The organism is Streptomyces sp. NPDC007983, assembly GCF_042958345.1.
Taxonomy (GTDB): Bacteria; Actinomycetota; Actinomycetes; order Streptomycetales; family Streptomycetaceae; genus Streptomyces.
Genome location: NZ_JBIBJI010000001.1, coordinates 790,127 through 814,265, shown reverse-complemented (window position 1 = coordinate 814,265; position 24,139 = coordinate 790,127). Strand labels below are relative to the sequence as shown.

The window sequence follows — 24,139 nt, the reverse complement described above, 5'->3', positions numbered from 1 at the left end:
CTCACCGGCGCCCGTCGCTCTTCAGCAGAGGATCACTTCGCGCAGGCAGCGCGTCGGAGGACCGGCCGCTCATGCGCAGCCGCTCGACCAGGAGAGGCAGCCCGACGACGACTATCAACCACACCTGCACGTAGAGCCTGTCGCCCTCCAACGCCACCGGGTGGGCCGCGGTCGTCAGCAGGCCCGTACCGCCCACGGCGATCAGGCAGAGCGCGATGGGCACCGACCGGCTCATCGCGCCCCAGACGCCCAACGCCAGGAGGAAGAGCAGCGAGGGAGCCAACGCCTCTCTCTGCAGCCACTGCCACCAGTAGTTGACATCGAGCCGGACCAGCAGCCGCCATGGGTGAGTGACTTCGGAATACGTCCAGTGGAGGGTGAAGGTGTCCTGGAGCGATGCCTCCAATCCGGGCAACCGGAGCACCCTGCTCATCGCAAAGGCGGCCAGGGACTCGAAGAGCGAGACGATGAGCAGGCAGTGCGTGCCCTTGTGCCGGGCCTGCGGGACGGACATCAGCGCCATGGCACTCGCCGCCACCAGGCATGGCGCCACCAGGACGAAGCTTGAGTACTTGACCGCGAAACCCAGCGCGAAGGCCCCCACGGACAGCAGAGCCCCCGCCGCCCGCCGACCCTGGTACAGCCACACCGCAGCGAGCAGCATGGCCACCATGAGGGCAAGCACCGGCCCCTCCGTCATGGGCCGGCTGCCCCACAGCCCTATGGGCGTGACGTAGTACAGGCACTGACCGAGCCATGCCACCGAAGGCGGTGCACGCAGCGCGCGCAAGAGCACCAGGACCAGCAGCCCTCCGAGCGCCGTGAAACCCAGGGCTACGGCGGTCAGCCCCGCCTTGGCCCCCAGGAGCCGGACGAACGGCGCGGCCATCAGCGGATAGGCGGGGCGAGCGTGAAAGAGCGCCTCGTACCGCGGGTTGCTGGGGTTGAGGCCCTTCGCGTACTGAGTCAGGCACTCCTGGAACTCATGGCGGCGCACCGGGGCCCGGAAGTCGATCTGATGCAGCATGCGGTTTCGCTGAAGCATGGCCGCGGTGTCCGCGCAGTAGGCCCGCAGCGCCTTGTCCTGGGCCTCCCGGTGGGGGGCGCCCAAGAACTCGTACGCTGAGCGGGCGTAGCGGTATGAGTCATTGCTGAAGCGCGTGCCTGGATAGGCGAAGACGTGCAATAACACGAAGACGACGACCGTCAGGGACGGGACGATCTTGTGTATTCGACTCATGACATCAACCCTAAATGCGGACAAACAGGGCAACATCTCGAGTCGTCCACCAGGGTCTTCCTTCGGATCGTGGTGCGTCCCCGTGGAACATGGCGGCGGCCTCGCCACACGTCAGGCGGTGGGGCCGGGCGCGCCCTTCTCCCTCGCGTTCACCTTCGCCTCCCACTCGATGCGATGGAAGTGGAGCGGGCGGAGGAACTCCTCGGGACTGGGGAACGCCGACGCGAGAGCGTCGCTCTTGCCGGACTTGACCTTGTTGACGGCCGCGGCGTTGCGGCCGATCGCCTCCACACGTGGGCGGCGCAGGGCCTCGTAGGCGGCGAAGGCCTCGTCCGGCGTGGGCAGATCGCGCAGGCAGCGGGCGAGTTCGACCGCGCTCTCGATGGCGAGCGAGGCACCCTGTCCGGAGCTGGAGGACGGGGCATGCACCGCGTCTCCGACCAGCACCATCCGGCCGCGGTACCAGTGCGGTACGGGCGGCATGCGCTCCATCCGGCCGACCACCATCAGTTCGCCGGGGCCGGTGTGCCGCAGCAGCCGCTCACCCGGGACATGACCGGCGTACAGATCACGTAGCCGGCTCAGCCACTCGGCGTGGGGCACTCGCGCGAGGTCGGCCGGGCTCGGCGGGGTGTCCATGGGCAGGCCGGCGAACCAGATCGTGCGCCCGTCCGGGCCCTGCCAGTAGCCCATGAAGGCGCGGCCGAACGCGAAGTACATGGTGCCCGGTTCGGCCCCGGCCTCACCGCCCGGCGCCGCGTAGCCGCCGAAGCTCAGCACGCCGCCGTACTCGGGAACGGGTGATCGCGGGTCGATCACGGTGCGGACGGTGGAACGGATGCCGTCGGCGCCGATCAGTATGTCGGCGGTCGCGGAGGTGTTGTCGGCGAAGTGTGCGGTGACGCCATCGGGCGTCTCCTCGGCAGCGACCAGCCGCTTGCCGTACGCGAACCGAACGCCCGCGGCGACCGCATGGTCGGCCAGGACCCGGAACAGCCCGTCGCGCGGCAGCGTCAGCGTGGCGGGCAGCTCCGGGAACCCGCCGAAACGGGCGAGGTGATTGCCGGCGCCATCCGCCATCACCATGCCGGGCACCGGCTGCCCGACGGCCTTCACCGCCGCGTCGGCACCGACCGTCGCCAGCGCCGCCTGACCGTTCGGTGCCAGACCCAGCCAGGCCCCCACGCCGTCCGCAGCGCTGGGATACGCCTCGTAGACCGTCGCCGCGATGCCCGCCTCGCCCAGTGCGAGCGCCGCGACCGGGCCCGCCACACCGCCCCCGATGACCAGTGCCGTCCGTACGCCGGAGCCGTGGCCGCGGTTGTCGCTCATAACCCCTCCCGTGGGTCATGTGGATGCGCCGTATGAACGCCGGACTATAGTTGCAAAGCAACTAGTAGATCTGCAACTAGTTACGCCATGTCTACGATGCCTCCATGACCGCCTCCGTCAAAAGCTCGCCGCTCGGACTGGCCGTGCTGGCGCTGCTGCACCATCGGCCACTGCATCCGTACGGGATCCAGCAACTGCTCAAGCAGTGGGGCAAGGAACAGGTCGTCAACGTCGGCCAGCGGGCCGGGCTGTATCGCACCATCGAGCGGCTGCAGGCAGGCGGGCTGATCACCGTCCGGCAGACCGAGCGCGACCAGCAGTACCCCGAGCGGACCGTCTACGAGGTCACCGAGGAGGGCCGGGCGGTCACCCGCGAGTGGCTGGAGCAGATGCTGGCGGTACCCAAGGCGGAGTTCCCCGTGTTCCCGGCGGCGCTGTCGAACATGCTCCTGCTCAGCCCGGACGAGGTGGCGCCGATCCTGGAACGACGGGCAGCACAAGTCGCCGCCCAACATGCCGAACTGGCGCGGCAAACCGCCGAAGCCGCGTCCGGGCTGCCGCGCATCACGCTGATCGAGAACGAATACCTGCTCGCCGTCCTCGACGCCGAGGAACGCTGGCTGCGCGGGGTGATCGGCGACCTGCGGGACGGAAGCCTGACCTGGTCCCCGGAGATGCTCGCAGCGTTCCAGGAGGCGTCCGCTTCCGATTCGGCCGCTACCTGACGAGGCCGGGACCTTTTCGGACTTCCCTCGGTGGCGTGACGCGATGCGTGCCCGGCGGGGTGGGGTGAGACCCTATGCTTCTACATGCGTGTAGAAACGCGGAACGGGTCCGCCCCTGCGGTGACTCGAACCGGTCAACGTGCCGTCGGCCGGCGAGGTTCCCTGCCGTGCCACGCACGCGCGCGCACATTCACCACACGCTCACCCCGGGAGGGCAGGCATGGCTTCCATAGACCTCGAGCCGGTGCTGGACAAGGCATGGGCCGACAAGGACCTGACGGAGATTCTCGCCGCGCCCGTATCGGCGCTCAAGGGGGTTTCCGACCGGCAGGGGGGCCTGCTGGAGGAGGCGTTCGGGATCAGGACCGTCAAGGATCTGGCCGATTTGAAGTTCGCCCGCTGGGCCTCGGCCCTGGCCGCGCTCGACACCACCAGCAAGTAGCCACAGGCGCATACGTACATAAGGAGTGGACGCCACGATGGTGTTCAAACGACTACTCGGCTCACTCGGTGTCGGCGGCCCCACCGTGGACACCGTGCTGGAGGGCGGCCCCGTACGTCCCGGCGGGCCGCTGAGCGGGCAGGTCCGCCTGCAGGGCGGCAAGGCGGACTTCGAGATCGAGTCCATCACCCTGGACCTCGTCGCGCGGGTCGAGGACGAGCACGGGGACGAGGAGCGCGAAGGCGTCGTCGTCTTCGACCACTTCACGGTGGGGGGCGGGTTCCGGCTCGGGGAAGGGGAGCAGCGCAGCCTGCCGTTCACCATTCAGCTTCCCTGGGAGACGCCCGTCACCGAGCTGTACGGGCAGCCGCTGGGCATCGTGCTCGGGGTCCGTACCGGGCTGGAAGTGGCGAGCGCGAAGGACAAGGGCGATCTGGACCAGCTGACGGTGGGTCCGCTGCCCGTCCAGGAAGCGATCCTGGAGGCGCTGGGGCAGCTCGGATTCGGCTTCAAGTCGGCCGATCTGGAGCTGGGGCACATCGGCGGTACGGGGCAGCGGCTGCCGTTCTACCAGGAGATCGAGCTGACGCCCGCCCCGCAGTACGCCCACGCCCTGGGCGAGCTCGAGGTGACCTTCCTCGCGAACCCGGGCGGCCTGGACGTCGTCCTGGAGGCCGACAAGCGCGGCGGGTTCTTCTCCGGGGGGCATGACGCCCTCACCCGCTTCACCGTCGGCCACGACGGGGTCGAGCACCGCGACTGGAACGAAGAGGTCGACGCCTGGATTCGGCAGCTCGTGGAGCAGCAGCCCAGCCGGGCGGCCCACGGCTCCCATGGGTTCGGGGAGCACCACCACGACGACCACGGGCACGGCCACGGGGAGCGCCGCTCCGGGCCCAGCACGGGGGCCATCGTCGGGGGTGTCGCGGCGGGCGTCGCGGTCGGTGTCGTCGGCGGCATGGTCGCGGCGGAGGTCGTCGACGAGATCGGCGACGCGTTCGAGGACGAAGAGGACTGAGCCCGCTCGGACACTCGGCCACTCTGCTAACTTCTACATCAATGTAGAAACAAGCCCGGGCCGGCATGCCTCCGGCCCGGGCGCCCCGACGATGTACGGAGTTGGTCATGGCCCTGTGGGACCGCATCAAGGATTCCGCCCAGACGATGCAGAGCCAGCTGCTCGCCAAGAAGAACGACCTCAAGAGCGGTGCGTTCCGCGACGCCAGCATGGCGATGTGCGCCCTGGTGGCGGCGGCGGACGGCTCGATCGACCCGTCCGAGCGGCAGCGCGTCGCCCAGCTGATCGCCACCAACGAGGTGCTGCAGAACTTCGCCGCCGACGACCTGCGGTCGCGCTTCAACGACTACCTCGACAAGCTCACCGCCGACTTCGACTTCGGCAAGGTCAGCATCCTGCAGGAGGTGGCCAAGGCGAAGAAGAAGCCCGCCGAGGCACGCGCCGTCATCCAGATCGGCATCGTCATCGGCGGCGCCGACGGCGACTTCGACAAGACCGAACGGGCCGTGGTCCGCGAGGCCTGCTTCAGCCTGGATCTGGACCCGGCCGAATTCGACCTGTAACGGACCCCGGGGTGCCCCGGGGCCCGTTACAGCGGGGTCGCCGCCTGGAGGACCCGGAAGAGCGCGATCGCCGCGTTCGCCGAGGACAGCGCGGACGCGGTCGTTCCGCCGGCGGCGACCCAGGCGGCGACGCCCGCCGCCGTACAGGCGGGCGGCCAGTGCCGGGCGGACGGCACCGGGCCCAGCAGGGCGGCCACCCGGCGCGGGACCGGTCCGGGCGCGGCGAACCCGGCCAGCGTCGGGGCGGGGGTGCCACGGGAGACCAGCGCGGCCTTGCCGACCGCCCTGGCCACGACCTTACGGTCCGCCACCGCGCCCGCCGCCTCCTCGTCCGCCCACCGCTCGGCGCAGTAGGCGACCGCTTCCCGCAGCGGGCGGAGCAGGGGGTTCGCCCGGGCCGCCAGTTGGGCGGCCAGCAGATAGCGGTGGTGCCGTCCGGCCAGGTGGGCGTGCTCATGGGCGATCAGGGCGCGCCGTTCGGAGGCGTTCAGGCAGGCGAGCATCGCGGTGGAGACGACGATCCGGCCGGGCTTGCCGGACGTGGCGGGCAGGGCGTACGCGTACGGCTCGTCGTCGGGGAGGGTGGTGACCAGTTCGTCGGCCAGTCCGGCGAGCGCCTCCTGGGCGCGCCGCCGCGCCCGGCGGTGCCGCCGGATCGTACCGGCGCAACCGACGGCCACGGGGACGAGCGCGACGATGGCCGCCTTCCCGGCCACCTCATCGAACGGCACCGCCGCCCGCACCTCGGGGTCCGACCAGCCGTCCGGCAGCGGGTTGCCCGGCAGCTGGGCCGTACCGACGACCACCAGCAGCACCAGGCACAGCGTGGAGGACACCGCGAGTACGCCGCCCACCAGCGACAACAGTCGGGTGGCGCGGCGCGGATGGAGGTACTGCTCGGCCAGACGCGTGATCGGCAGCGCAGTTAACGGCAGGACCAGGGGCAGAAAGACGAACATACCCAAGGCGCTCAGTCACCCTCCGCTTCACTCAACAGGCCGCGCAGCAACCGCTCGTCGTCGGCCGTCAGCCCCGTCACGAAGCTGGCCAGAACCGCCCCCCGGTCGTCCTGGCCGTCCAGGACCCGGCGCATCCGCAGTGCCGCGAGCCCCGCCTCGTCCGACTGCGCCTGCCATACGAACGACCGGCCCGCGCGCTCCCGGGTCACGGCCTGCTTCGCCTGCAGCCGGGACAGGATCGTCATGACCGTGGTGTAGGCGAGGTCGCCCTCGAGCCGTTCCTGCACCCAGGCGGCCGTCACCGGACCCTCCGCCTGCCGCAGCACCGCCAGCACCTGCGCCTCCAGCTCCCCCTGGCCGCGCCGGCGGAAGCGCGGGTGCGGTTCGTCCTTGTCCTGGTCCCTCACGCCATCTCCCTCCAGCACGCCGCTCACAACCAGCCGTCAGGTGACGGTACAGGGTCCGCGACCGCACTCCGCCCACCCGAATACTTCTACAGTGTTGTAGATTCTTCTGTGTTCGCATACGGCATTCAGGAGGAGATCGTGGGAGTTTCCCTGTCCAAAGGCGGCAACGTCTCGCTCAGCAAGGAGGCGCCGGGCCTGACCGCGCTCCTGGTCGGCCTGGGCTGGGACGTACGGACCACCACGGGCGCCGACTACGACCTCGACGCCAGCGCGCTGCTGTGCGACGAGGCCGGGAAGGTCGCGTCCGACCGGCACTTCGTCTTCTACAACAACCTCACCAGCCCCGACGGTTCGGTCGAGCACACCGGCGACAACCTCACCGGTGAGGGCGAGGGCGACGACGAGTCGATCAAGGTGAACCTGGCGGCGGTCCCCGCCGACATCGCCCGCATCGTCTTCCCCGTCTCCATCCACGACGCCCAGAGCCGCGGCCAGAGCTTCGGCCAGGTCCGTAACGCCTTCATCCGGGTGGTCAACCAGGCCGACAATGCCGAACTCGCCCGCTACGACCTCAGCGAGGACGCCGCGACCGAGACCGCGATGGTCTTCGGCGAGCTGTATCGCCACGGCGCGGAATGGAAGTTCCGCGCCGTGGGGCAGGGGTACGCCTCGGGCCTGGCGGGCATCGCCTCCGACTTCGGCGTCAACCTCTGACACCCGTACGGGCCGACCGCCGGGCCGACCGCCGGGCCCGCGCCGGAAGGCCGCGCCCGGCGGTGCGGGCCCGCACTCATCGAGGACACTGACATGACCGGCACACCACCCGAGTTACGGCCGGAGGACCGACCCGACTTCGAGCGGGCGCTGCGGCAGGCCCTGAACACCACGGAGATCCGCGCGGCCCTGCGGCGGCACGGCGCCGCCGGGGGCGCGGCGGCCGAGCGGCTACGCGCGCAGGCGCTCGCCGAGCGCGCGGGCATCGCCGCGGCCGCCGGCCCCGAGTACGCCGCCTACCTGCGGCAACGCGCCACGGATGGCTCTCGCGTACGCACCGGCCGGACCCCCGGGGCGCCGTCCGCCGCGACGGGCGTGCGCGGACTGCTGCCCGCGGTCGCGGTCCTGGCGCCGTTGCTGGCGGCGGCCGCGACCGCGGTCTTCCTGCTCCTCGGCTGCCTCCTGGGGCTCAGCTCCTCGGGGCGCGAGCTGGGTGACGAGCTGCTGACCGCGGGGCAGACCGCCGCCGTGATCACGGCGGTGACGACGGCGGGCGGAGTGGTCTGGATCCTCGTCACCGCCGCCCGCCACCGCACCCCGGCGACCGGCCCGAAACGTCCTGCCGCCCCGCCCGCCCGGGTCGGCGGCGCACCGGGCGTGGCCGAGGCCCGCGAGGCATGGCGGCGGGCTCTCCTCGAACGCGGCATCCTGCCGTTCCTGCGCGCCCGGCTGCGGCAGGCGCGGCCGGGCCGGACCGCTGTTCCCGGCCGCCGCCTACGGCTGGGCTACACCAGCCCGGATTTCGCCGCCCCCGAATACACCGGCCCCGGCTTCACCGTGCCGCCGTCTTCGTACGACACCGCATGACGCCGCATGGCACCGCATGACACCCCCGGAAACGCGAACCCGGAAACGTGAGAGGAAGCACATGACCGTGAATCTGGCCAAGGGCCAGCAGATCAGCCTGAGCAAGTCCGACGGCGGCGCGCTCAGCGCGGTGCGCATGGGCCTGGGCTGGCAGGCCGCGCCCCGCAAGGGCTTCTTCGCGCGGATGACCGCCCGCGACATCGACCTCGACGCCTCGGCGGTGCTCTTCGCCGGGCGGCAGCCGGTCGACGTGGTCTTCTTCCAGCATCTGAGCAGCGACGACGGCTCCGTACGCCACACCGGCGACAACCTCGTGGGCGGCACCGGCCAGGGCGGCGACGACGAGTCGATCCTGATCGACCTGGAGCGGGTCCCGGCCCAGGTCGATCAGATCTTCTTCACCGTGAACTCCTTCACCGGACAGACCTTCGAGCAGGTGGAGAACGCCTTCTGCCGACTGGTCGACGAGACCAACGGCCAGGAGATGGCCCGCTACACCCTCAGCGGCGGCGGCCCCTACACCGCCCAGATCATGGCCAAGGTCCACCGCTCGGGCGGCGCCTGGCAGATGTCGGCGATCGGCGCGCCCGCCACCGGACAGACCTTCCAGGACCTGCTGCCCGCCATCGCCGTGCACCTCTGACCGGCCTCCGATCGGCGCCTGATCTCAAGTGACCGCATTCGACTGAAAGCAGACACCCATGCTGGGGCTCAGTGAGCTGGCTCTCCTCCTCATCGTCGTGATCGTCGTCATCGGGGCCAGGAAACTCCCGGAACTGGTCCGCTCCATGGGCAAGTCGGCCCGGATCTTCAAGAGCGAGACCAAGGCGATGGAAGCCGACCACGACATCCGCCCGCCTCGGTGAGGACTCAGGCGGGCAGGTGGCGGGGGCCGCGGCGGGTTTGTTCCAGCCATTCCGGGGCCGGTTCGGCGTCGCCGTAGGCGTCGTGCCAGTTCCACCAGTCGTACGGCGGGGTCTGGGGGTAGCCCTCGGGGGAGTTCTCCCAGGTTTCCTGCCGTCCGAGGGCGGTCATGTCGAGGTAGCTCCAGGTGCTGCCCAGCGCCTCGTCGCCGCGGGCGTTGATGAAGTAGGTGCGGAACACGCGGTCGCCGTCGCGGATGAAGGCGTTCGTGCCGTGCCACTCGTCCACGTCGAAGTCGGCGTCGAAGTCGTCGGTGATCGTGTACCAGGGCATCGTCCAGCCCATCCGCTCCTTCACCGCCTCGATGTTCGGCTGGGGCGCGCGCGAGGCGAAGACCAGGGTGGTGTCGCGGGCGTTCAGATGGGCGAGGTCGCCGACGTGGTCGGCCACCATGGAGCAGCCGCGGCAGGCGTGGTCGGGCCAGCCGAAGACGCCGGGTTCGAAGAAGGCGCGGTAGACGATCAGCTGACGGCGCCCCTTGAACAGGTCGAGCAGGCTCACCGTGCCCTCGGGCGCCTCGAACGCGTACGGCTTCTCCACCGCCACCCACGGCATCCGGCGACGCTTGGCGGCCAGCGCGTCATGGGCGCGGGTCAGCTGCTTCTCCTCCACCAGCAGCTGTTGGCGTGCGTCTTCCCACTCCTGCGGCGAAACGATCGGGGGTGTCTTCATGGCGATGTCCCCTTCCGGGCCGGTCCGCGCTCCCTCCGTCCAGGGTCGGTCGCCGTGGGCGCGGGCGCACGCCGGGTCATCGAATGTACGTTCGACGATACCTCCGCTCCAGCAGAAAGCCCCAGGCCACTGACCTGGGGCTGGGGCTGGGGTGATGCGCGAGCAGCCCTTACTTGCCGCTGCCGACCGGGTCGGCCTTGATGCCCGAGGCGGAGTCGTCCGAGGCGGCGATGTTTACGCGCATCGTTTCTCTTTCAGGGCGGTGCCACTCACACCTCGGGAGTGAGCCTTACTGATCATCGAGCCCCCAGGGCGGACAGGAGCCGTTCCGTCCAACGGGCCCCACTGCATGGCCGTTACACACGTCCTGGGCATGATCACCTCATCCCGACCGCCCCGCGCCGGTGAGCCGCCCGGGCGACGCGCACGGGGGTGTGGTGCCGTGGGGGCGGGGGCGGGGCGGCCTAATGTAGGGGGCTGTCACGGGCGTTGGGGAAGGGGAAAGGGGAACGGCGATGCCGCTGAGTACCGATGATCCGGCGTCCATAGGCGGCTACAGGCTGCTCGACCGGCTCGGTTCGGGCGGTATGGGGGTCGTCTACCTGGCGCGATCGGCCTCGGGGCGGCAGGTCGCGGTCAAGCTCGTGCACGCGCAGTACGTGCAGGACGAGGAGTTCCGGGCCCGCTTCCGGCAGGAGATCGCGGCGGCGCGCAGGGTGAGCGGGGCGTTCACCGCTCCGGTGGTGGACGCCGATCCGGAGGCCGAGCGGCCGTGGATGGCCACGCAGTACGTGCCGGGGCGCACCCTCGCCGATGTGGTGCGGCAGGACGGGCCGCTGGGCGGGCGGGAGGTGCGGACGCTGGGTCTCGGGCTCGTCGAGGCGCTGCGGGACATCCACCGGGCCGGGGTGGTGCACCGGGACCTGAAACCGGCCAACATCCTGATGGCCGAGGACGGGCCGCGCGTCATCGACTTCGGCATCTCGCGGGCCGCCGACAGCCAGACGCTCACCCTGACCGCCGGGCGGGTGCTCGGTACGCCGCGCTTCATGTCGCCGGAGCAGCTGCGCAGTCCGCGGGAGGTCACCGCGGCCTCGGACGTGTTCTCGCTGGGGGCGCTGGTGGTGTACGCGGCCACCGGCGTGGGGCCGTTCGACGCCGAGAGCCCGTATCTGTCGGGGTATCAGGTGATGTACGAGGCGCCGACGCTGAGCGGGGTCCCGGAACCGCTCCTCCGGCTGGCCAAGCGGTGCCTGGACAAGGATCCGGCCGCGCGGGCGGGCCTGGACGAGCTGCACCGCATGCTCGGCGCGCTGCCGGACTTCGCCGCCGCGGCTTCCCCGGAGAGGGTCCCGGTGCGGGCGGAGTTCCCGCCCGCGCCCGCGGAGGCGGAAACTCCGCGGACGGAGGGGCCCGGCGGGAGCCGCCGGAAGCGGCTGATCCTCATCGGGGCCGGCGCCGTGGCCGTCGGGGTGCTGGTCGCGACGGCGGCCTACGACCTGACCGCGGGCACGCCGCCGTACCGCCCCTCCGCGTCCGCCACCGACGACGGGGGCCCCGTGTCCCTGCCCGAGGGCTGGCGCCCGTGGCGGACGACGCTGCGGTACGAGGCGCCGCTGCCCCCGCTCGTGTACCAGGACGCCGCGTGCGTACAGGACCACGCCGCCGCCCTGTACTGCGGCGGCAAGGGCTTCACCGTCGCCAAGGTCGACGCCGCCACCGGTCGCGTCCAGTGGCGGAGCGGCACCAGGCCGCAGGACGCGCGCCCCATCGGGGTACGGGACGGGCTCGTCTACAGCTACTCCGAGCCGGAGAACGAGGGCCGCCGCATCGTGGCCCTGGACACCGGCACCAAGAAGCAGCGGTGGGTACGCGAGATCAGCCAGTCGGCGTCGGTGCGCCTGTTCCGCGGGGGGCTGCTGACGCTGTCGCCCGACGACCGTCAGCTCTCCGCCTACGGGAAGTCGGGCCGGCTGCTGTGGCGGTCGCCCGCGCCGGCCGGGCAGTTCTGCGATCCGGCGACGCCGGTCGCGTCCGGCGTCCCGTACGCGCTGTGCTCGCCCCTCACCTCGTCCGGGCTGAGCGCCGAGGGCCCGTACACCCTGCTGCGGTTCAACCCTGACGACGGTGCGCAGCGCGCGCTCGCGACCCTCCCCCGGAAGGCGCTGAGCCTCGGCTCCGACGACGGGGCGCCGGTCTTCCTCGCGCCGCAGACCGCGAAGGAGGTGTACGAGGCCGGGTACGAGCGCCCGTACAACGCGCTGATCCGGGTGGATCCGCGCACCGGCGACACCACGCGCGTCCCGCTGCGGCAGCCCCTGCGCGGCACGGCCACCCTGCTGAACGGGGTCGTCTACGCCGTCCGGACCGACGGGACGGTCACCGCGGTGTCGGCACGCAGCGGAAAGCAGCTGTGGCAGCGGACGACGGAGACGGAGAGCCTGTCAGCGCCCGTGGAGTCGAAGCGCTACGGCAGGCTCTACTTCTCCAACCGCTTCGGCCGTCTGCTCGCGCTGGACAGCGACACCGGGGCCGAGGTGTGGCGTACCGCCGCGCTGGACGCCCCCGGGGACACGGCGCAGGAGCGACCGCCGTCCGTGCTGCTCGTGAAGGACGCGATCGTGGCGATGGCCGGGGACACGGTGTTCTCCGTACGCCCGGACCGGCCCACGGCGACGCCGTCCGCGGCGCCGTCGTCCGCGCGCTCCGGTGCGACGGGGTGAGCGCGGAGGTCGTCAGCGGGAGCCGTACGGGATCAGGGCCATCTCGCGGGCGTTCTTGATCGCGCGGGCGATCCGCCGCTGCTGCCGGCGCGTCACATGGGTCACCCGGCGGCTGCGGATCTTGCCCCGGTCGGAGATGAACTTCCGCAGCAGGTCGGTGTCCTTGTAGTCGACGTAGGTGATGCCCGCGGCGTCCAGCGGGTTGACGCGGCGGCGCCGGGGGTCGGGGCGCCGGGAGGCGGGGCGGGAGCGCATGGGAGTCCTTTCCGTACGGGCTCGGATTGTCAGGCGACCGGGTCGAGGAGGTCGTCGAAGGCATGCGACAGGTGCTTCCAGCCGCCCGGGCCCGCCGCGTACTCGTCGTCGGTGAGCAGGCACGAGTCGAGCAGGGCCGGCAGGCCGTCGCGGTCGAGACCCGGGGACGTAAAGGTGAGGTGCTGGCAGCGGTCGCCGTGTTCGGGGTGCCAGTCCAGTGAGGCCGCGACGCGGCGTTCGGCGGGGACCATCTCCCAGGCGGCGTCCGGGAGGGCGGCCAGCCAGGGACCGGCGGACTCCACGCAGAGCGCGCCGCCCGCCGCGTCCCACGAGAGGAGGGAGTCGGGCCGGTCGGCCAGCCAGAAGCGGCCCCGGCTGCGGGCCGCCGCGCACGTCAGGTCCTCCAGCGCGGCGTAGAGCCGACCGGGGTGGAAGGGGCGCCTCCGCCGCCAGACGAGGGTGGACACGCCGTGTTCGTCGCCGTCCTGGGGCAGCAGGGCGCACGCCGGATGCTGACGGGCGGCCGCCGCCCCGACGTCGAAGCCCCGCAGCAGGGCGGGCCCGAGCGCGCCGTCGCCGAGCCGTACCTGCCGTGCGCCGGGGGTGAGCTGGGTGAGCAGGGCGCGGTCGGCGTCGTCGGCGGGCTCGTCCGCCGACGTGTCCTCGGCGAGGGCGATCAGCGTGGGGTACTCCAGCTGCCGGGCGAAGGTGTCGGCCACGGTGCGCTGGTCGGTCGGGGCGGCGGCGAGACCGGCGTCGGCCAGGTCGTCGCCGCATCCGAGGTACGGCACGACCAGCGCCGGATCGACCGCGGTGGCCACCCCGGTCAGCGCCAGCGGCGCACCCCCGGCGGCGATGACCCCGGCCATGGCCTGCGGTTCGACGGAATCCCACAGCTCCACGACGGCCGGCCGGCGGCCGCCGGCCGCGGCCAGCCGCAGCAGCTCGGGGATCAGGTCCTCGCGCAGGGCGCAGCACGCGCAGTCGTTCACCAGCGGCGCCTCGCCGCTGTCGAGCAGGCCGGTGGCGTCCCGTACGGTGCGGTGCACGGCGCGGTCGGTCGCGGCCGACAGGTCGTGGTGCAGGGCGACGGCGCCGGGCACGGTACGCAGGATCTCCTCGACGGCGGCCCGTCGGGCGTCGGCGTGCAGCCCGCCGACGACCGCGACGGCGAGCCGCGCCTCGTCCCCGTTCACCGTCCCCTCCGTCCGGATCCGTAGCGCCGTTCGAAGCGCTCCACGCGGCCCGCGGTGTCCACGATCCGCTGGGTGCCGGTGTAGAAGGGGTGGCTCGCCGAGGACACCTCGACGTCGATGACCGGGTACGTGCGGCCGTCCTCCCACTCGACTGCCGTGTCGCTGGTGGCCGTGGAGCGGGTCAGGAAGGCGAAACCGGCGGCGCGGTCACGGAAGACGACCGGCCCGTACGCGGGGTGGATACCGGGCTTCATGGCGGTCAGCGCTCCTCTCGGAAGTCGACGTGGCGGCCCACGACCGGGTCGTACTTGCGCAGGACCATGCGGTCGGGGTCGTTTCGGCGGTTCTTGCGGGTCACGTAGGTGTAGCCGGTGCCGGCGGTGGACCTGAGCTTGATGAGCGGGCGTAGTTCGTTCCGGGCCATGACGCACAGAGTACATGGCATCGGTTTTCATTTTCATCTACGGGTGAGGCCGGTGCTTTCTCGCCACACCTTCAGCCGCTACGGCCACCGATGAGCGGAACCGCCCCGGTTTTCGTATCGCAGTACGACAACTACCAATGAGGGGCGTAGTGGTGAGGTACAAGAAGAGACACAAGCGGTCCCGCGTGCTCGTCGTGTCCGCTGTCGGCGTCACGGCTCTGGCGATCGGCGGCGGCGCGCTGCTGATGACCGACAACAACGCCTCGGCCGGACAGTCCCCCAACCGGACCGAGTCGGCCCGACCATCCTCGATGACCATCCAGTGTCCCGACGTCGCCACCCGGCTGTCGGACGTTCCGCAGAAGGCGCGGCCCGCCGTCGACAAGGAACTGGCGCAGCTGGACACCCAGGTCGCCGACGCCTACAAGCGGCTCGCCGCGCAGGGCACCGAGGCCGCCGACCAGGAGTGGGTGCGCACCCGCGTCCTGGAGCCGCTGTCGACCCAGCGCCGCGGCGCGCTGAACCGCATCGCCACCCGGATGGGGCAGGGCTCGCAGCAGGCGTCCGGGCTGGGCTCGATGGCGTCCTGCACGGTCAAGCAGGGCGAGACGAACGCCGTGGCGGCCGCCCCCGCGGCGGCCGGTGCGCAGGGCTCCGGCCCCCAGAAGGCCGACTTCGTGGACATCCGCAAGGTGCAGCCCAACGTCAAGAACCCCCGCAAGCAGGCAGGCGCCTCCAAGGGCACCTTCTCCTCGCGCTGCGGACGCAACGAGAACAAGAAGTTCAACTCCGACAACGTCATCGTCGCCCCCGGTGTGAGCAACGGCGCCCACCACATGCACGACTACGTGGGCAACCAGAAGAACGACGCCTTCGCCACCGACCAGGTCCTCGCCACCGCGACCACCTCCTGCACCAACGGCGACCGCTCCACCCACTACTGGCCGGTGCTGCGCCTGCGCAACGGCAAGAACGAGAAGGACGTGAACGCCCCGGGCGGCGGCACCGAAGGCAACATCGGCACCATCCTCCAGCCCACCTCCGTCCAGCTCACCTTCCGCGGCAGCGCGGTCGGCAAGGTCGTGGCGATGCCGAAGTTCCTGCGGATCATCACCGGTGACGCCAAGGCCTTCACCAACGGCACGGCCAACGCCAACGCCTCCTGGAGCTGCACCGGGTTCGAGAACCGCCAGCTCAAGGACAAGTACCCGCTGTGCCCCAAGGGCAGCAACGTGGTGCGGACGTTCAAGTTCCAGAGCTGCTGGGACGGCCGGAACAGCGACAGTGCCAACCACCGCACGCATGTGGCCTTCGCCGGTGCCAACGGTGCGTGCGGCAAGGGCTTCAAGGCCATCCCGGCCCTGACCCAGCGCATCACCTACAAGATCGCGCCGAACTCGGTCTTCGCTGTGGACAGCTTCCCCGAGCAGCTCCACAAGCCGGTCACGGACCACGGTGACTTCATCAACGTGATGTCCGACTCGCTGATGAAGCAGGCCGTGAAGTGCATCAACAGCGGCCGTAAGTGCGGCTGACGCGACGCCGCACCGTCCGGGCCCGGCCCGGCAGGATGGCTGCCCCCATCCTGCCGGGCCGTTTCTACAGGTCGGCGGCCGTTCCCTCGATGGCCGGGCCGCAGCCTTCGGGAAGGTTCGCGACGACCAGCTCGAAGGCCTCCTCGGGGGTGTCGACCACACCGAGGGTCGCCCCGCCGAGCGGCCCTCTGACCCGGAAGCGACGAGCCCCCTCGGGTGACACCTGCCCCCCGACGTGAGCGGCCGGGAACCCGGTACACCGGCTGAAGAACATGACGCCATGGCTGACCCCCGGAAACAGCTCACGGAGGCGCGGCTGCTCGTGGGCGGCGCGGGCCATGGCCGGGTCGACCATGCCTTCGGCCCCGTCGAGGAAGAGCCGCCACTGGGCGGCCACGATGTCCGCGGCGGTCCGGGAATCGTCGTCTTTCGTCATGTGGAGACATCACCTCTTGTGCTTCGGCAGCTGCGAAAGGTCCGGCTGGATCTCTGGAATGTCCGGCTTCGGTACGTGGATTCTCTCGTTGTTCGAGTACCAGTGGATCTCCTCCCAGGGCCTGCCCAAGCGTTCGTCCTCAGGGTCGCCCCATGCGGCGGATCCCTCGTAGTTGCGCACGGCGAGAGCGACGAGGCTCATCTCCCAGGCCGTCCCTCCTACGCCGGCCGGGGGGTAGTTGTCCCGGTGCGACATGTTGAACTGAGCCCCGAACTGGGCCGCCTGCTGGAAGGCCTCCACGATGCTGTCCGGGGTGTTCCAGCTGCCGAGTTCGCCTCTCGCGTTCGGCATGCCGTCGAGCGTGATCGACAAGGTGGTGCCACGGTCGCCGATCGCGGCCGCCACGTTGGTCATCCAATCGGGTGGCTCACCGTTGGCGTACTCGCGCCCGTTGTAGGTGTGCGCTCCGGGATCCCGTGGCCTGTTCGGGTCGTGCTCCGGGCCGTCGGGGTCGTTGCGCAGGTGCTTCGCCAGCCGGTTCGAGGGGCCGTTGGGAGCTGGCTGGTTCGGGCCCAGCACCACACTGTGCCGGTGCTCGCCGTTGGACCGGTGCGAACAGCCCGCCAGGCCCAGGGGGTCGACCCATAACAGGGGGTTGTCGACGTAGGTGTACGGATTCGGGGCCGGGGTGAGGCCCAGGGGGTCGGGGGTGAGGTAGCGGGCGGATTCGGGGTCGTAGTGGCGGTGGCGGTTGTAGTGGAGGCCCGACTCGGGGTCGAAGTACTGGCCGGGGAAGCGCAGGGGGGTGTAGCCGGTGGCGGTGCGGTTCCAGGCGGTGGTGCCCCAGAGCGTGGCGCGGGTGTGCCAGGCGATGTGGCCCCGCTCGTCGATGAGTTCGCGCGGCGTGCCGACGAGGTCGGTGACGATGGTGAAGAAGCGCCGGTCGATCTCGTGCTGGGGCAGGGCCGCCGGGGTGAGCTTGCGCTCGGTCTGGGCGACCGGGGTGAGGCCGTCGTGGTCCCAGGTCAGGACGGTGGTCTCGGGGGTGCCCGCGGTGTGGGTGGACTGTTCGCAGAGGGTGTCGCCGTCCCAGGTGAAGTCGACCCGTTCGGTGACCGTGGTGCCGTCGTCGGCGAGGCGGAGCTTGGCGATGCGGCGGCCCAGCGGGTCGTAGAGGTAGCGCCAGACCGTGCCGTCGGGGGTGGTGACGGAGGTGAGGCGGTCCTCGGCGTCCCAGGCGTAGCGCCAGGTGTCGGGTTTGTGGGAGAGGCGGCGCTTCTGGCGGAGGGTGACGCGGCCCTGGGCGTCGTGTTCGTAGCGGATGCCGCCGGCGCGGGTGATGCGGGTGCCGGTGTAGGCACGGGGACCGGCGGCGCCGCCGTCGCGGGGCCAGGAGGCCTCGGTCTGGTTGCCCGCCTCGTCGTAGGCGTAGGCCTCGCTCCAGTTGTCGGCGGTGATGGCGGTGATCCGGCCCTCCCGGGTCAGATCCAGCTGCCGTCTCCCCCGGAGGTGGTCGTCGATGGCGGTGAGGTGGCCGCCGGGGCGGTAGGTGTAGGCGCGGCGCTGCACGGTGGCGTCGCCGGGGCCGCGGACGAGCTGGTCGGTGAGGCGGCCGAGGGTGTCGTAGCCGTGGTCGATGGTCAGGGTGTCGTCGACGCGGCGGGTGGTTTCGCGGCCCGCTTCGTCGAACTCGAAGACCACGCGGTGTCCGGAGGTGTCCAGCAGGGCGCGCCGGTCGGCCGGGTAGGTCCAGGTGGAGACGGCGCCGGTGGGGGTGGTGCGGCGGACGCGGCGGCCGGAGGCGTCGTAGGTGTGGGTGAGGGCGCGGCCGTTGCAGGTTTCGCGCAGGATCCGGCCCGCCTCGTCGCGCACGTAGGACAGTTCGGCGTCCGGGCCGGTGGCGCCGGAGAGGCGGCCGAGGGCGTCGTAGGTGAAGTGGGTGAGGGCGCCGTCGGCGTCCTTGGTGACCACGCGGCCCGCGGTGTCGCGTGTGTAGCGGATGGTTCGGCCGAGACCGCCCGTGCGGGTGGCGAGGCGGCCGAGGGCGTCGTGGGTGTAGCCGAGGGTGCGGCCGTCGAAGTCGGTCTCGGCGGTGAGGCGCCCGGCCTGGTCGTAGGTGTAACTCCAGGTCAGGCCCTGCGGGTTGGTGACCTGCGCGATGCGCAGCTCGGTGTCGTGGGCGAAGGCGTGGCGGGCCCCGTCGGGGGTGGTGCGGGCGGCGAGCAGGTCGAAGTGGGTGTATTCGAAGCGGGTCTCGCCGCCGGTGGCGTCCCGGTGGAGCAGGCAGTTGCCTTCGCCGTCGTACGTCCACGACTGCGTCGAGCCGTCCGGGTCGGTGCGCCGGGCGAGCTTGCCCTCGACGGTCCACTCCAGCTCGGTGGTGCCGCCGTCGGGGCCGGTGATGCGGGTCGGGCGGCCGAAGGCGTCGCGGGTGTAGCGGGTGACGGTGCCCATCGGGCCGCGCACGGCCAGCGGGAGGCCCGCCGGGTCGCAGCGCAGCCGGTCCAGCGCGCCGAGGGCGTCGTCGACGCCGGTGAGGTGGCCGTGGGCGTCGTGGGTGAGCCGGGTCGTCGTGCCGTCGGGGCGGGTGAAGGCGGTGGGGTTGCCGCGGTCGTCGTACTCCTGCTGCCAGGTGGCGCCGTCCGGGCCGGTGACGGAGGTGATCTGGTGCAGGTCGTTGTAGGTGACGGTGGCCGTGCTGCCGTCGGGGTGCGCGACGGCGGTGAGGTCGCCCCCGTCGTCGTAGGTGTAGGTGGTGGTGCGGCCGAGCGGATCGGTGCGGGAGAGCAGCCGGTCGTAGCGGTCCCAGGTCTGGTGGGTGGTGTGACCCAGGGGGTCGGTCTCGGCGACGACCTGGAGGTGGCGGTTGAGGTAGTGGACGGTCGTCGCGCCAGTGGAGTCGGTGTAGCGGGTGATCGGGTCGCCGGTCTCCGGGTGGACGTCGTACGCGAAGACGGACGACAGGCAGCCGTCCGGGCCGACGGTGCGCACGACCCGGCCGTCGGCGTCGTACACGTACCGGAAGGTGGAGCCGTTCCGGTCGGTCCATGAGGTGATGCGGGCGTCCGGGTCGTAGGTGAAGCGCAGGGGCAGACCGGAGGAGTTGATGACCTCGGTGAGGTTGCCGGGGGCGTCGTAGCCGTAGCGCAGCACGGTGACCGGGCCGTCGGGGGTGCGCAGGGCCAGTTCGCGCACGCGGGCGTCGTCGGTGGTGAGGGTGGCCAGATAGCCGCCGGAGTGGGCGACGGAGGTCGGGGTGCCGTCGGGGCGGCGCGCGAAGGTGATGCGGTGGTGGTTGCGGTCCTCGATCTCGGTGAGCCAGTACGCGGACGACGCGTGGTACGGGCTGCCGGTGAAGGAGCGGGTCAGGCCGGTGTGCGGGTCGGTGACGCGGTACGTGGTGGCGGAGTTGTCCTCGCCGCCGTAGTGGAGCGCCAGCCGCGGGCCCTCCTCGGGGTGGACGGGCTCGGGGGCCTCGGGGCGCGGCAGCCGGGGATAGACGAGGACCGAGCCGTCCTCGCGGGCCCAGAACGCGCCGCCGCCGACGCGGTCGAGTTCGATGCGCTCGTCGAGGGTGGAGGCCCAGCTGCGGCCGAACCAGTGGCCGTGGCGGTACTCGGACAGATGCGTGCGGCGGAGGACGAGGGGGAGGGCGCCGGGGAGGGACAGGTCCGTTTCCGGGAGCAGCATCTCGCCGGTGGCGACGTCGATCGGGTCGTTCTTGCAGACCGTCTTTTCCAGCGAGACGCCGTTGCGGCGCGGCGCGTCCTTGGCGTCGCGGAGGGCGTCCGGCTTGGTGCGGGAGGACGTCCCGCCGCCGCCCTTGGATTTGCCTCCCCCGGCGTCGCCGCCCAGGTCACCGCCGTCCTTCTTCCGGTGGTCCCTGGCGAACGTGGAGCGGATGTCCTGGTCGGTGTTCTTGTGGTCGGTGGAGACCTGCTTGACGGCCTTGGGCAGTTTGGTGCTGACGTGGTCGCCCATGGTCTTGAGCGCCTTCTCCAGGGCGTCGATGGCCTTGTCGGCGACCGGGTCGATGGCCCGGGCGATGTCGTCCCGGCCACGGGTGCGGCTGTGATGCGACTTCGCCGTGGAGAGCCTGCCCGCCGTCTTGGTGTGGAAGTTGACGCTGAGGCCGCTGAGCTGGGTCGAGGCGTGGTCGTGCTCGCTGTGCTCGATGTGGAAACCCTTGCCCGCCGCGCCCCTGCCGCCACCACCGGAACCGCCGCCGCCACTGCCGCCCGCCGAGGCCAGCTGCATGGCGTCCTTCGCGCCCTGCACCCCGTCCTTGAAGCCGTCCTTGCCCGCCTGCTGGGCCTGGTCGGCATCCACCCCGTCCTGCAATCCCAGTGCGGTGGCGCCCAGTTGCACCACCAGGTCGGCGGCCAGGCTCTCCAGGGCTGCGACGGCCGGTTCGGTCAGCGCCGAGACGATGTAACCGACCGCCTCCTCCATGCACTCCTTGATCAGCCGCCGGACCGCCTCCTGGGTCGCCCGTATCGCCCCCGCGCCCAGCAGCGCCGACAACCCGCCGGTCACCGGGATCAGCGATAACGCGATACCGGCCTCACTGGCCAGATACCCGAGCTGGACGACGGCCGCGCCCTTCATCCCCTCGATGGCCGTCGCGGCCGTGTCCAGCGCCCCGGCGATGGTCCGCGCGGCCGACGCGATGTCCTTGAGGTGAGTGCCCTTGACCTTGCCCCAGTGCAGGTTCAGCGCGTCCATCGCCTCGCCCCACCCCGACGACAGCAGCCGCTCAACATGCCCGTTGGCGAGCTGCCCGTCGTCCTCCAGGTCGTCGGCGAACCCCCGCAGGGAGTCCGCCATGTCCCGGTAGGCGTCTTCGTCCACGTTCGGCCAGGACACCCCGATGAGATCCAGCAGGGTGTCTGCCCAGTCCGGCACCGTGACGGCCACGTTCCCCATCCCCCCGTATATGCGCGCATGACCTGAATGCGCGTGCGAACGAAAGTTTCCCAGTAAAACGCTTGCCGACCTAGGAATTTGATGTTGTGACAGCAAGTCGAGGGGGCAGAACTCCATGAGCCGGACACCGGACGCGGAGCACGACTTCGTCATCGTCGGAGCGGGTTCCTCGGGGAGCGTGATCGCCCGGCGGTTGCTGGACCGGGGGCATTCGGTCCATGTGCTCGAGGCGGGCCCGGCCGATACCGACGAGCGGGTGCACAGCCCGCAGGGGTGGCCGCTGCTGCTCCAGTCCGAGCTGGACTGGGCGGCCATGGCTTGGACAGTGTGCTGCCGCTGTTCAAGCGGGCCGAGAACCACGTCGACGGGGCGAGCGAGTGGCACGGCGGCGACGGGCCGCTGCCGGTCAGCCGGATCGCCGAACCGCATCCCACGGCGGCCGCGTTGACCACCGGCGCCCGGGTGCACCGGGTGCTGCTGGAGGACGGCCGCGCGACCGGGGTGGAGTACGCGGCGGACGGCGCCCTCCACCGGGCCCGCGCCGCCTCCGAGGTGGTGCTGAGCGGCGGGGTGATCGGCTCGGCCGCGCTGCTGATGCTCTCCGGGATCGGCCCGGCCGCACACCTGCGCGACGTCGGCGTCGAGGTGGCCGTGGACCTGCCGGGCGTCGGCGAGAACCTGCACGACCACCCGCTGGTCAGCAACGTGTACGAGTCGACGCGCCCGCTGCCGCCCGGCACCGCGAACCGGCGCCCACGCCGCCTTCGGCGACTGGCGCAGGGCCGAGGCCGCCCCGGGCCCGGAGGCCCGTACCCGGGAGGACCTGCGGGAGTTCGTACGGCGCGCGGTCGGCACGTACCACCACCAGGTCGGCACCTGCAAGATGGGCCAGGACTCCCTTGCCGTCGTCGCCTCGGAACTGCGGGTGTACGGCGTGGCAGGGCTGCGGGTCGCGGACGCCTCGATCATGCCGTCGATCTCGTCGGGCAACACCAACGCCCCGTCGATCATGATCGGCGAGAAGGCCGCCGACCTCCTGACCGGCGTCTGAATCGCTCCCGCCAATGGCCCCGGACCAGTGGTCCGGGGCCATGGCGAGCGATACCAGCGGTGTCAGCGGTAGCGGATGAGGTGCATGCGCCAGGCCGCGAGGGCATTCAGGTCGGTCACCGGGTGCTCCGAACCATCGATGACCGCGCTCCCCTCACCGGTGCGCAGCGCGGTGAGGACCAGCCCCACGGTCTCCCGTCCCTTTCCGTCGGTACGGCGTACCCAGATCAGAGCGCGCGCTCCGACCGGCAGGGCGGAGAGTTCGGCGAGCAGTGAGTCCCACCCCACGTGTTCGGACGCCGACAGCGGTCGGCCCAGCGCCTGCAGCGTGGAGGGAAGCCAGGCAGCTGGTCCGGGACGGGGCGGTGGAGGCGCCTGGAGTGCGCCATCCCCCTCTGCCCGGTTCCAGGCGTCGAACCACGCCCAGGGTGTGGAGTTGGGCAGGCCGAAGGGCTCGGCGGCGGACTTGGGGACCACGAGCGCCGCGTCCAGCATCGCGTGATTCACGTCGTGGTGATCGAGGAAGGCCGTGGTGTTGCAGGCGAACAGCCAACCGCGTTCCCGTTCGTCGTCGGGCCCGGGGGCGACCAGGACGACCGGCTCCTGGTAGGTGCGCTCGAGCCACGCCTCGGCCTTCGCCACGGCCGCGGCGAACCCGTCGGCGGGGCGCTGCCACGGCGGGGCGAGCGGGGCCTCGGGGGAACCGGCGGGCCGGCACCGCGCGAAGGTCAGGGCGCGGACGCCCTCGGTCTCCATCCGGCCGAGTCCGCTCGACATGCCGTCGAGGAGGACGACATTGCCGTTGTTGTTGTGCACATAGAGCAGATGCCCCGTGGCCTCGAGGCCCTTGATCTCGCGCCGCAGCCACACCACTCCCTGGGTGCCGGGCCCCGGCTCACGCGCGGCCGCGATCACCTCGTCCCAGCCGGCGCACTCCAGCACCTCGGCTTCCGGGAAGTAGCGGCGCAGCAGGATGTCCCACCACCCAGGCGCCTCGTGGGAGGGGGACCAGGGAAGGGGGCTGGACGGGGCCCCGGCCACGGCAGAGCCCACCGTGACCGCGCAGCCGCGGGAGTTGAGCTTCCGGGCCTGGACCTCCGCCGTCCGCGGGGACCGCGACCTGATGAAGTCCTCGACATCACCCCACGGGTCGTTCGCGGCCGGGTGGAAGGGAACGCTCCCGTCCTTCGGCACGACGACCGTCGCCGCCAGCATGGGCGTCTCGGGATAGCCCGGCTGGCGCTTGGCCCGGCAGGCGAAGTGCCAGGTGCCGAAGTCCTCGGTCACCGGCTCCGGCGCCGCCGGTTCGACCAGCCCGCGGTAGGTGGAGTCCAGCCAGGTCTGGGCCTGCCGCAGAGGGTCGAGCCCCCGCGGTACGTGGAAGTCGGACATGAGGGGGTCAGGCTCCGGTGGCCGGATTGTCCGTGGCGAGCTGGGCGACGTACTGCTCCACGGGGAGGTGGCTCGGGGGGAAGTGCGGGGCGCTGCCGTTCTTGGGGACGATCACCACTCGGGTAAAGGGCGCGAGTGCCATGTTCCCGGTGTCGAGGTATTCCTGAGAAGTGAACCGGATCGCCCAGGCCGCCGGGTACTCCTGCGACAGCTCGGGCTCCATGACGATCGTGTACTCCCCGGCGGCATAAACCGTTCCAAGGAACTCACGTGTCGCCGCGTTGGCTTCTTCCATTGAGAGCATATCCGCCTCCAGAGCATCTTTCGGGAATCTTCAGA

At 71.3% G+C, this 24,139-nt stretch carries 24 protein-coding genes and 2 pseudogenes; 13 read left to right on the top strand and 13 right to left on the bottom strand.

Annotated elements, in window-relative coordinates; translation table 11 throughout:
- Position 1: 1 nt before the first annotated feature.
- Together ACFZCY_RS03815 and ACFZCY_RS03810 are read right to left on the bottom strand one after the other, a co-directional pair.
- On the bottom strand, positions 2 to 1,240 hold the full coding sequence (locus tag ACFZCY_RS03815; RefSeq protein WP_391169124.1) for a hypothetical protein: 1,239 nt from the start codon (positions 1,238 to 1,240) through the stop codon (positions 2 to 4).
- A gap of 111 nt (positions 1,241 to 1,351) precedes the next feature.
- The gene (locus ACFZCY_RS03810; RefSeq protein ID WP_391169123.1) at positions 1,352 to 2,572 is read right to left on the bottom strand and encodes an FAD-dependent monooxygenase; all 1,221 of its coding nucleotides are present in this window, start codon (positions 2,570 to 2,572) and stop codon (positions 1,352 to 1,354) included.
- Positions 2,573 to 2,676: 104 nt separating this feature from the next.
- Between ACFZCY_RS03810 and ACFZCY_RS03805 the strand changes: the two genes are divergently transcribed.
- From ACFZCY_RS03805 to ACFZCY_RS03790, 4 genes are all read left to right on the top strand, one after another.
- A complete protein-coding gene (locus tag ACFZCY_RS03805) occupies positions 2,677 to 3,297 on the top strand; it encodes a helix-turn-helix transcriptional regulator (RefSeq protein WP_391169122.1) in 621 nt (206 codons plus the stop codon).
- Positions 3,298 to 3,517: 220 nt separating this feature from the next.
- Complete coding sequence (locus ACFZCY_RS03800) at positions 3,518 to 3,739, top strand: hypothetical protein (RefSeq protein ID WP_391169121.1); 222 nt, start codon at positions 3,518 to 3,520, stop codon at positions 3,737 to 3,739.
- 37 nt (positions 3,740 to 3,776) lie between these two features.
- Entirely contained in the window at positions 3,777 to 4,757 is a 981-nt protein-coding gene (locus tag ACFZCY_RS03795; protein ID WP_391169119.1) for a sporulation protein, read from the top strand.
- Positions 4,758 to 4,864: 107 nt separating this feature from the next.
- Positions 4,865 to 5,320, top strand: a complete 456-nt coding sequence (locus ACFZCY_RS03790; protein WP_391169118.1) for a TerB family tellurite resistance protein — start codon at positions 4,865 to 4,867, stop codon at positions 5,318 to 5,320.
- Between the two features lie 26 nt (positions 5,321 to 5,346).
- Here the strand turns inward: ACFZCY_RS03790 and ACFZCY_RS03785 are convergent, their stop codons facing one another.
- Both ACFZCY_RS03785 and ACFZCY_RS03780 read right to left on the bottom strand, forming a co-directional pair.
- The gene (locus tag ACFZCY_RS03785; RefSeq protein WP_391169116.1) at positions 5,347 to 6,285 is read right to left on the bottom strand and encodes a M48 family metalloprotease; all 939 of its coding nucleotides are present in this window, start codon (positions 6,283 to 6,285) and stop codon (positions 5,347 to 5,349) included.
- A gap of 5 nt (positions 6,286 to 6,290) precedes the next feature.
- Positions 6,291 to 6,686, bottom strand: a complete 396-nt coding sequence (locus ACFZCY_RS03780) for a BlaI/MecI/CopY family transcriptional regulator (protein ID WP_391169114.1) — start codon at positions 6,684 to 6,686, stop codon at positions 6,291 to 6,293.
- Positions 6,687 to 6,824: 138 nt separating this feature from the next.
- On the opposite strand from ACFZCY_RS03780, the gene ACFZCY_RS03775 reads away from it, so the two are divergent.
- The 4 genes from ACFZCY_RS03775 to ACFZCY_RS03760 all read left to right on the top strand — a co-directional run bounded on the left by ACFZCY_RS03775 (position 6,825) and on the right by ACFZCY_RS03760 (position 9,133).
- Complete coding sequence (locus tag ACFZCY_RS03775) at positions 6,825 to 7,400, top strand: TerD family protein (RefSeq protein ID WP_391169112.1); 576 nt, start codon at positions 6,825 to 6,827, stop codon at positions 7,398 to 7,400.
- A 93-nt stretch (positions 7,401 to 7,493) separates the two neighbouring features.
- Positions 7,494 to 8,267 carry a hypothetical protein gene (locus ACFZCY_RS03770; RefSeq protein WP_391169111.1) on the top strand — a complete coding sequence of 258 codons (774 nt, stop codon included), beginning with the start codon at positions 7,494 to 7,496 and terminating at the stop codon, positions 8,265 to 8,267.
- A 61-nt stretch (positions 8,268 to 8,328) separates the two neighbouring features.
- A complete protein-coding gene (locus ACFZCY_RS03765; RefSeq protein WP_391169109.1) occupies positions 8,329 to 8,910 on the top strand; it encodes a TerD family protein in 582 nt (193 codons plus the stop codon).
- 58 nt (positions 8,911 to 8,968) lie between these two features.
- Positions 8,969 to 9,133, top strand: coding sequence for a twin-arginine translocase TatA/TatE family subunit (locus ACFZCY_RS03760; RefSeq protein ID WP_391169108.1), 165 nt, complete (start codon positions 8,969 to 8,971; stop codon positions 9,131 to 9,133).
- Positions 9,134 to 9,137: 4 nt separating this feature from the next.
- Here the strand turns inward: ACFZCY_RS03760 and ACFZCY_RS03755 are convergent, their stop codons facing one another.
- Entirely contained in the window at positions 9,138 to 9,863 is a 726-nt protein-coding gene (locus ACFZCY_RS03755) for a DUF899 family protein (RefSeq protein WP_391169106.1), read from the bottom strand.
- Between the two features lie 515 nt (positions 9,864 to 10,378).
- Between ACFZCY_RS03755 and ACFZCY_RS03750 the strand changes: the two genes are divergently transcribed.
- Positions 10,379 to 12,586: a PQQ-binding-like beta-propeller repeat protein gene (locus tag ACFZCY_RS03750; protein WP_391169105.1), complete on the top strand. Its 2,208-nt coding sequence runs from the start codon at positions 10,379 to 10,381 to the stop codon at positions 12,584 to 12,586.
- A gap of 12 nt (positions 12,587 to 12,598) precedes the next feature.
- Here ACFZCY_RS03750 and rpsR read toward each other — a convergent pair whose 3' ends face one another.
- Genes rpsR through rpmG form a run of 4 tightly spaced genes read right to left on the bottom strand, consistent with a single transcriptional unit; the run spans position 12,599 to position 14,461 of the window.
- Positions 12,599 to 12,841 carry a 30S ribosomal protein S18 gene (gene rpsR, locus ACFZCY_RS03745; protein ID WP_391169103.1) on the bottom strand — a complete coding sequence of 81 codons (243 nt, stop codon included), beginning with the start codon at positions 12,839 to 12,841 and terminating at the stop codon, positions 12,599 to 12,601.
- Between the two features lie 29 nt (positions 12,842 to 12,870).
- Positions 12,871 to 14,037, bottom strand: coding sequence for a GTP-binding protein (locus ACFZCY_RS03740; protein WP_391169101.1), 1,167 nt, complete (start codon positions 14,035 to 14,037; stop codon positions 12,871 to 12,873).
- Positions 14,034 to 14,291: a type B 50S ribosomal protein L31 gene (locus ACFZCY_RS03735; protein WP_391169099.1), complete on the bottom strand. Its 258-nt coding sequence runs from the start codon at positions 14,289 to 14,291 to the stop codon at positions 14,034 to 14,036. The genes ACFZCY_RS03740 and ACFZCY_RS03735 overlap by 4 nt, the downstream gene beginning before the upstream one ends.
- 5 nt (positions 14,292 to 14,296) lie before the next feature.
- Complete coding sequence (gene rpmG / locus ACFZCY_RS03730; protein WP_391169098.1) at positions 14,297 to 14,461, bottom strand: 50S ribosomal protein L33; 165 nt, start codon at positions 14,459 to 14,461, stop codon at positions 14,297 to 14,299.
- Between the two features lie 137 nt (positions 14,462 to 14,598).
- Between rpmG and ACFZCY_RS03725 the strand changes: the two genes are divergently transcribed.
- Positions 14,599 to 15,996, top strand: coding sequence for a DUF1996 domain-containing protein (locus tag ACFZCY_RS03725; RefSeq protein WP_391169096.1), 1,398 nt, complete (start codon positions 14,599 to 14,601; stop codon positions 15,994 to 15,996).
- A 64-nt stretch (positions 15,997 to 16,060) separates the two neighbouring features.
- Here the strand turns inward: ACFZCY_RS03725 and ACFZCY_RS03720 are convergent, their stop codons facing one another.
- Positions 16,061 to 16,432, bottom strand: coding sequence for a DUF6193 family natural product biosynthesis protein (locus ACFZCY_RS03720; RefSeq protein WP_391169095.1), 372 nt, complete (start codon positions 16,430 to 16,432; stop codon positions 16,061 to 16,063).
- Positions 16,433 to 16,441: 9 nt separating this feature from the next.
- A complete protein-coding gene (locus tag ACFZCY_RS03715) occupies positions 16,442 to 21,349 on the bottom strand; it encodes an RHS repeat-associated core domain-containing protein (RefSeq protein ID WP_391169093.1) in 4,908 nt (1,635 codons plus the stop codon).
- A 124-nt stretch (positions 21,350 to 21,473) separates the two neighbouring features.
- Between ACFZCY_RS03715 and ACFZCY_RS03710 the strand changes: the two genes are divergently transcribed.
- From ACFZCY_RS03710 to ACFZCY_RS03700, 3 genes and pseudogenes are all read left to right on the top strand, one after another.
- The gene (locus tag ACFZCY_RS03710) at positions 21,474 to 21,806 is read left to right on the top strand and encodes an NAD(P)-binding protein (protein WP_391169091.1); all 333 of its coding nucleotides are present in this window, start codon (positions 21,474 to 21,476) and stop codon (positions 21,804 to 21,806) included.
- 14 nt (positions 21,807 to 21,820) lie between these two features.
- Positions 21,821 to 21,991, top strand: a pseudogene (locus ACFZCY_RS03705) (GMC family oxidoreductase N-terminal domain-containing protein); the annotation flags it as partial.
- A 100-nt stretch (positions 21,992 to 22,091) separates the two neighbouring features.
- Positions 22,092 to 22,409 (top strand): annotated as a pseudogene (locus ACFZCY_RS03700) (GMC oxidoreductase); the annotation flags it as partial.
- A 62-nt stretch (positions 22,410 to 22,471) separates the two neighbouring features.
- Here ACFZCY_RS03700 and ACFZCY_RS03695 read toward each other — a convergent pair.
- Positions 22,472 to 23,800: a YrhB domain-containing protein gene (locus ACFZCY_RS03695; protein WP_391169089.1), complete on the bottom strand. Its 1,329-nt coding sequence runs from the start codon at positions 23,798 to 23,800 to the stop codon at positions 22,472 to 22,474.
- A 7-nt stretch (positions 23,801 to 23,807) separates the two neighbouring features.
- On the bottom strand, positions 23,808 to 24,104 hold the full coding sequence (locus ACFZCY_RS03690; RefSeq protein ID WP_391169088.1) for a YrhB domain-containing protein: 297 nt from the start codon (positions 24,102 to 24,104) through the stop codon (positions 23,808 to 23,810).
- Positions 24,105 to 24,139: the final 35 nt, after the last annotated feature.

Bases quoted from the DNA above. Each gene is read 5' to 3' on its own strand.
- ACFZCY_RS03725 (WP_391169096.1), top strand. From the start codon at position 14,599: ATGAGGGGCGTAGTGGTGAGGTACAAGAAGAGACACAAGCGGTCCCGC.
- ACFZCY_RS03765 (WP_391169109.1), top strand. From the start codon at position 8,329: ATGACCGTGAATCTGGCCAAGGGCCAGCAGATCAGCCTGAGCAAGTCC.
- rpmG (WP_391169098.1), bottom strand. From the start codon at position 14,461: ATGGCCCGGAACGAACTACGCCCGCTCATCAAGCTCAGGTCCACCGCC.
- ACFZCY_RS03750 (WP_391169105.1), top strand. From the start codon at position 10,379: ATGCCGCTGAGTACCGATGATCCGGCGTCCATAGGCGGCTACAGGCTG.
- ACFZCY_RS03805 (WP_391169122.1), top strand. From the start codon at position 2,677: ATGACCGCCTCCGTCAAAAGCTCGCCGCTCGGACTGGCCGTGCTGGCG.
- ACFZCY_RS03695 (WP_391169089.1), bottom strand. From the start codon at position 23,800: ATGTCCGACTTCCACGTACCGCGGGGGCTCGACCCTCTGCGGCAGGCC.
- ACFZCY_RS03790 (WP_391169118.1), top strand. From the start codon at position 4,865: ATGGCCCTGTGGGACCGCATCAAGGATTCCGCCCAGACGATGCAGAGC.
- ACFZCY_RS03755 (WP_391169106.1), bottom strand. From the start codon at position 9,863: ATGAAGACACCCCCGATCGTTTCGCCGCAGGAGTGGGAAGACGCACGC.
- ACFZCY_RS03770 (WP_391169111.1), top strand. From the start codon at position 7,494: ATGACCGGCACACCACCCGAGTTACGGCCGGAGGACCGACCCGACTTC.
- ACFZCY_RS03810 (WP_391169123.1), bottom strand. From the start codon at position 2,572: ATGAGCGACAACCGCGGCCACGGCTCCGGCGTACGGACGGCACTGGTC.
- rpsR (WP_391169103.1), bottom strand. From the start codon at position 12,841: ATGCGCTCCCGCCCCGCCTCCCGGCGCCCCGACCCCCGGCGCCGCCGC.
- ACFZCY_RS03720 (WP_391169095.1), bottom strand. From the start codon at position 16,432: ATGACGAAAGACGACGATTCCCGGACCGCCGCGGACATCGTGGCCGCC.
- ACFZCY_RS03690 (WP_391169088.1), bottom strand. From the start codon at position 24,104: ATGCTCTCAATGGAAGAAGCCAACGCGGCGACACGTGAGTTCCTTGGA.
- ACFZCY_RS03760 (WP_391169108.1), top strand. From the start codon at position 8,969: ATGCTGGGGCTCAGTGAGCTGGCTCTCCTCCTCATCGTCGTGATCGTC.
- ACFZCY_RS03735 (WP_391169099.1), bottom strand. From the start codon at position 14,291: ATGAAGCCCGGTATCCACCCCGCGTACGGGCCGGTCGTCTTCCGTGAC.
- ACFZCY_RS03710 (WP_391169091.1), top strand. From the start codon at position 21,474: ATGAGCCGGACACCGGACGCGGAGCACGACTTCGTCATCGTCGGAGCG.
- ACFZCY_RS03795 (WP_391169119.1), top strand. From the start codon at position 3,777: ATGGTGTTCAAACGACTACTCGGCTCACTCGGTGTCGGCGGCCCCACC.
- ACFZCY_RS03800 (WP_391169121.1), top strand. From the start codon at position 3,518: ATGGCTTCCATAGACCTCGAGCCGGTGCTGGACAAGGCATGGGCCGAC.
- ACFZCY_RS03815 (WP_391169124.1), bottom strand. From the start codon at position 1,240: ATGAGTCGAATACACAAGATCGTCCCGTCCCTGACGGTCGTCGTCTTC.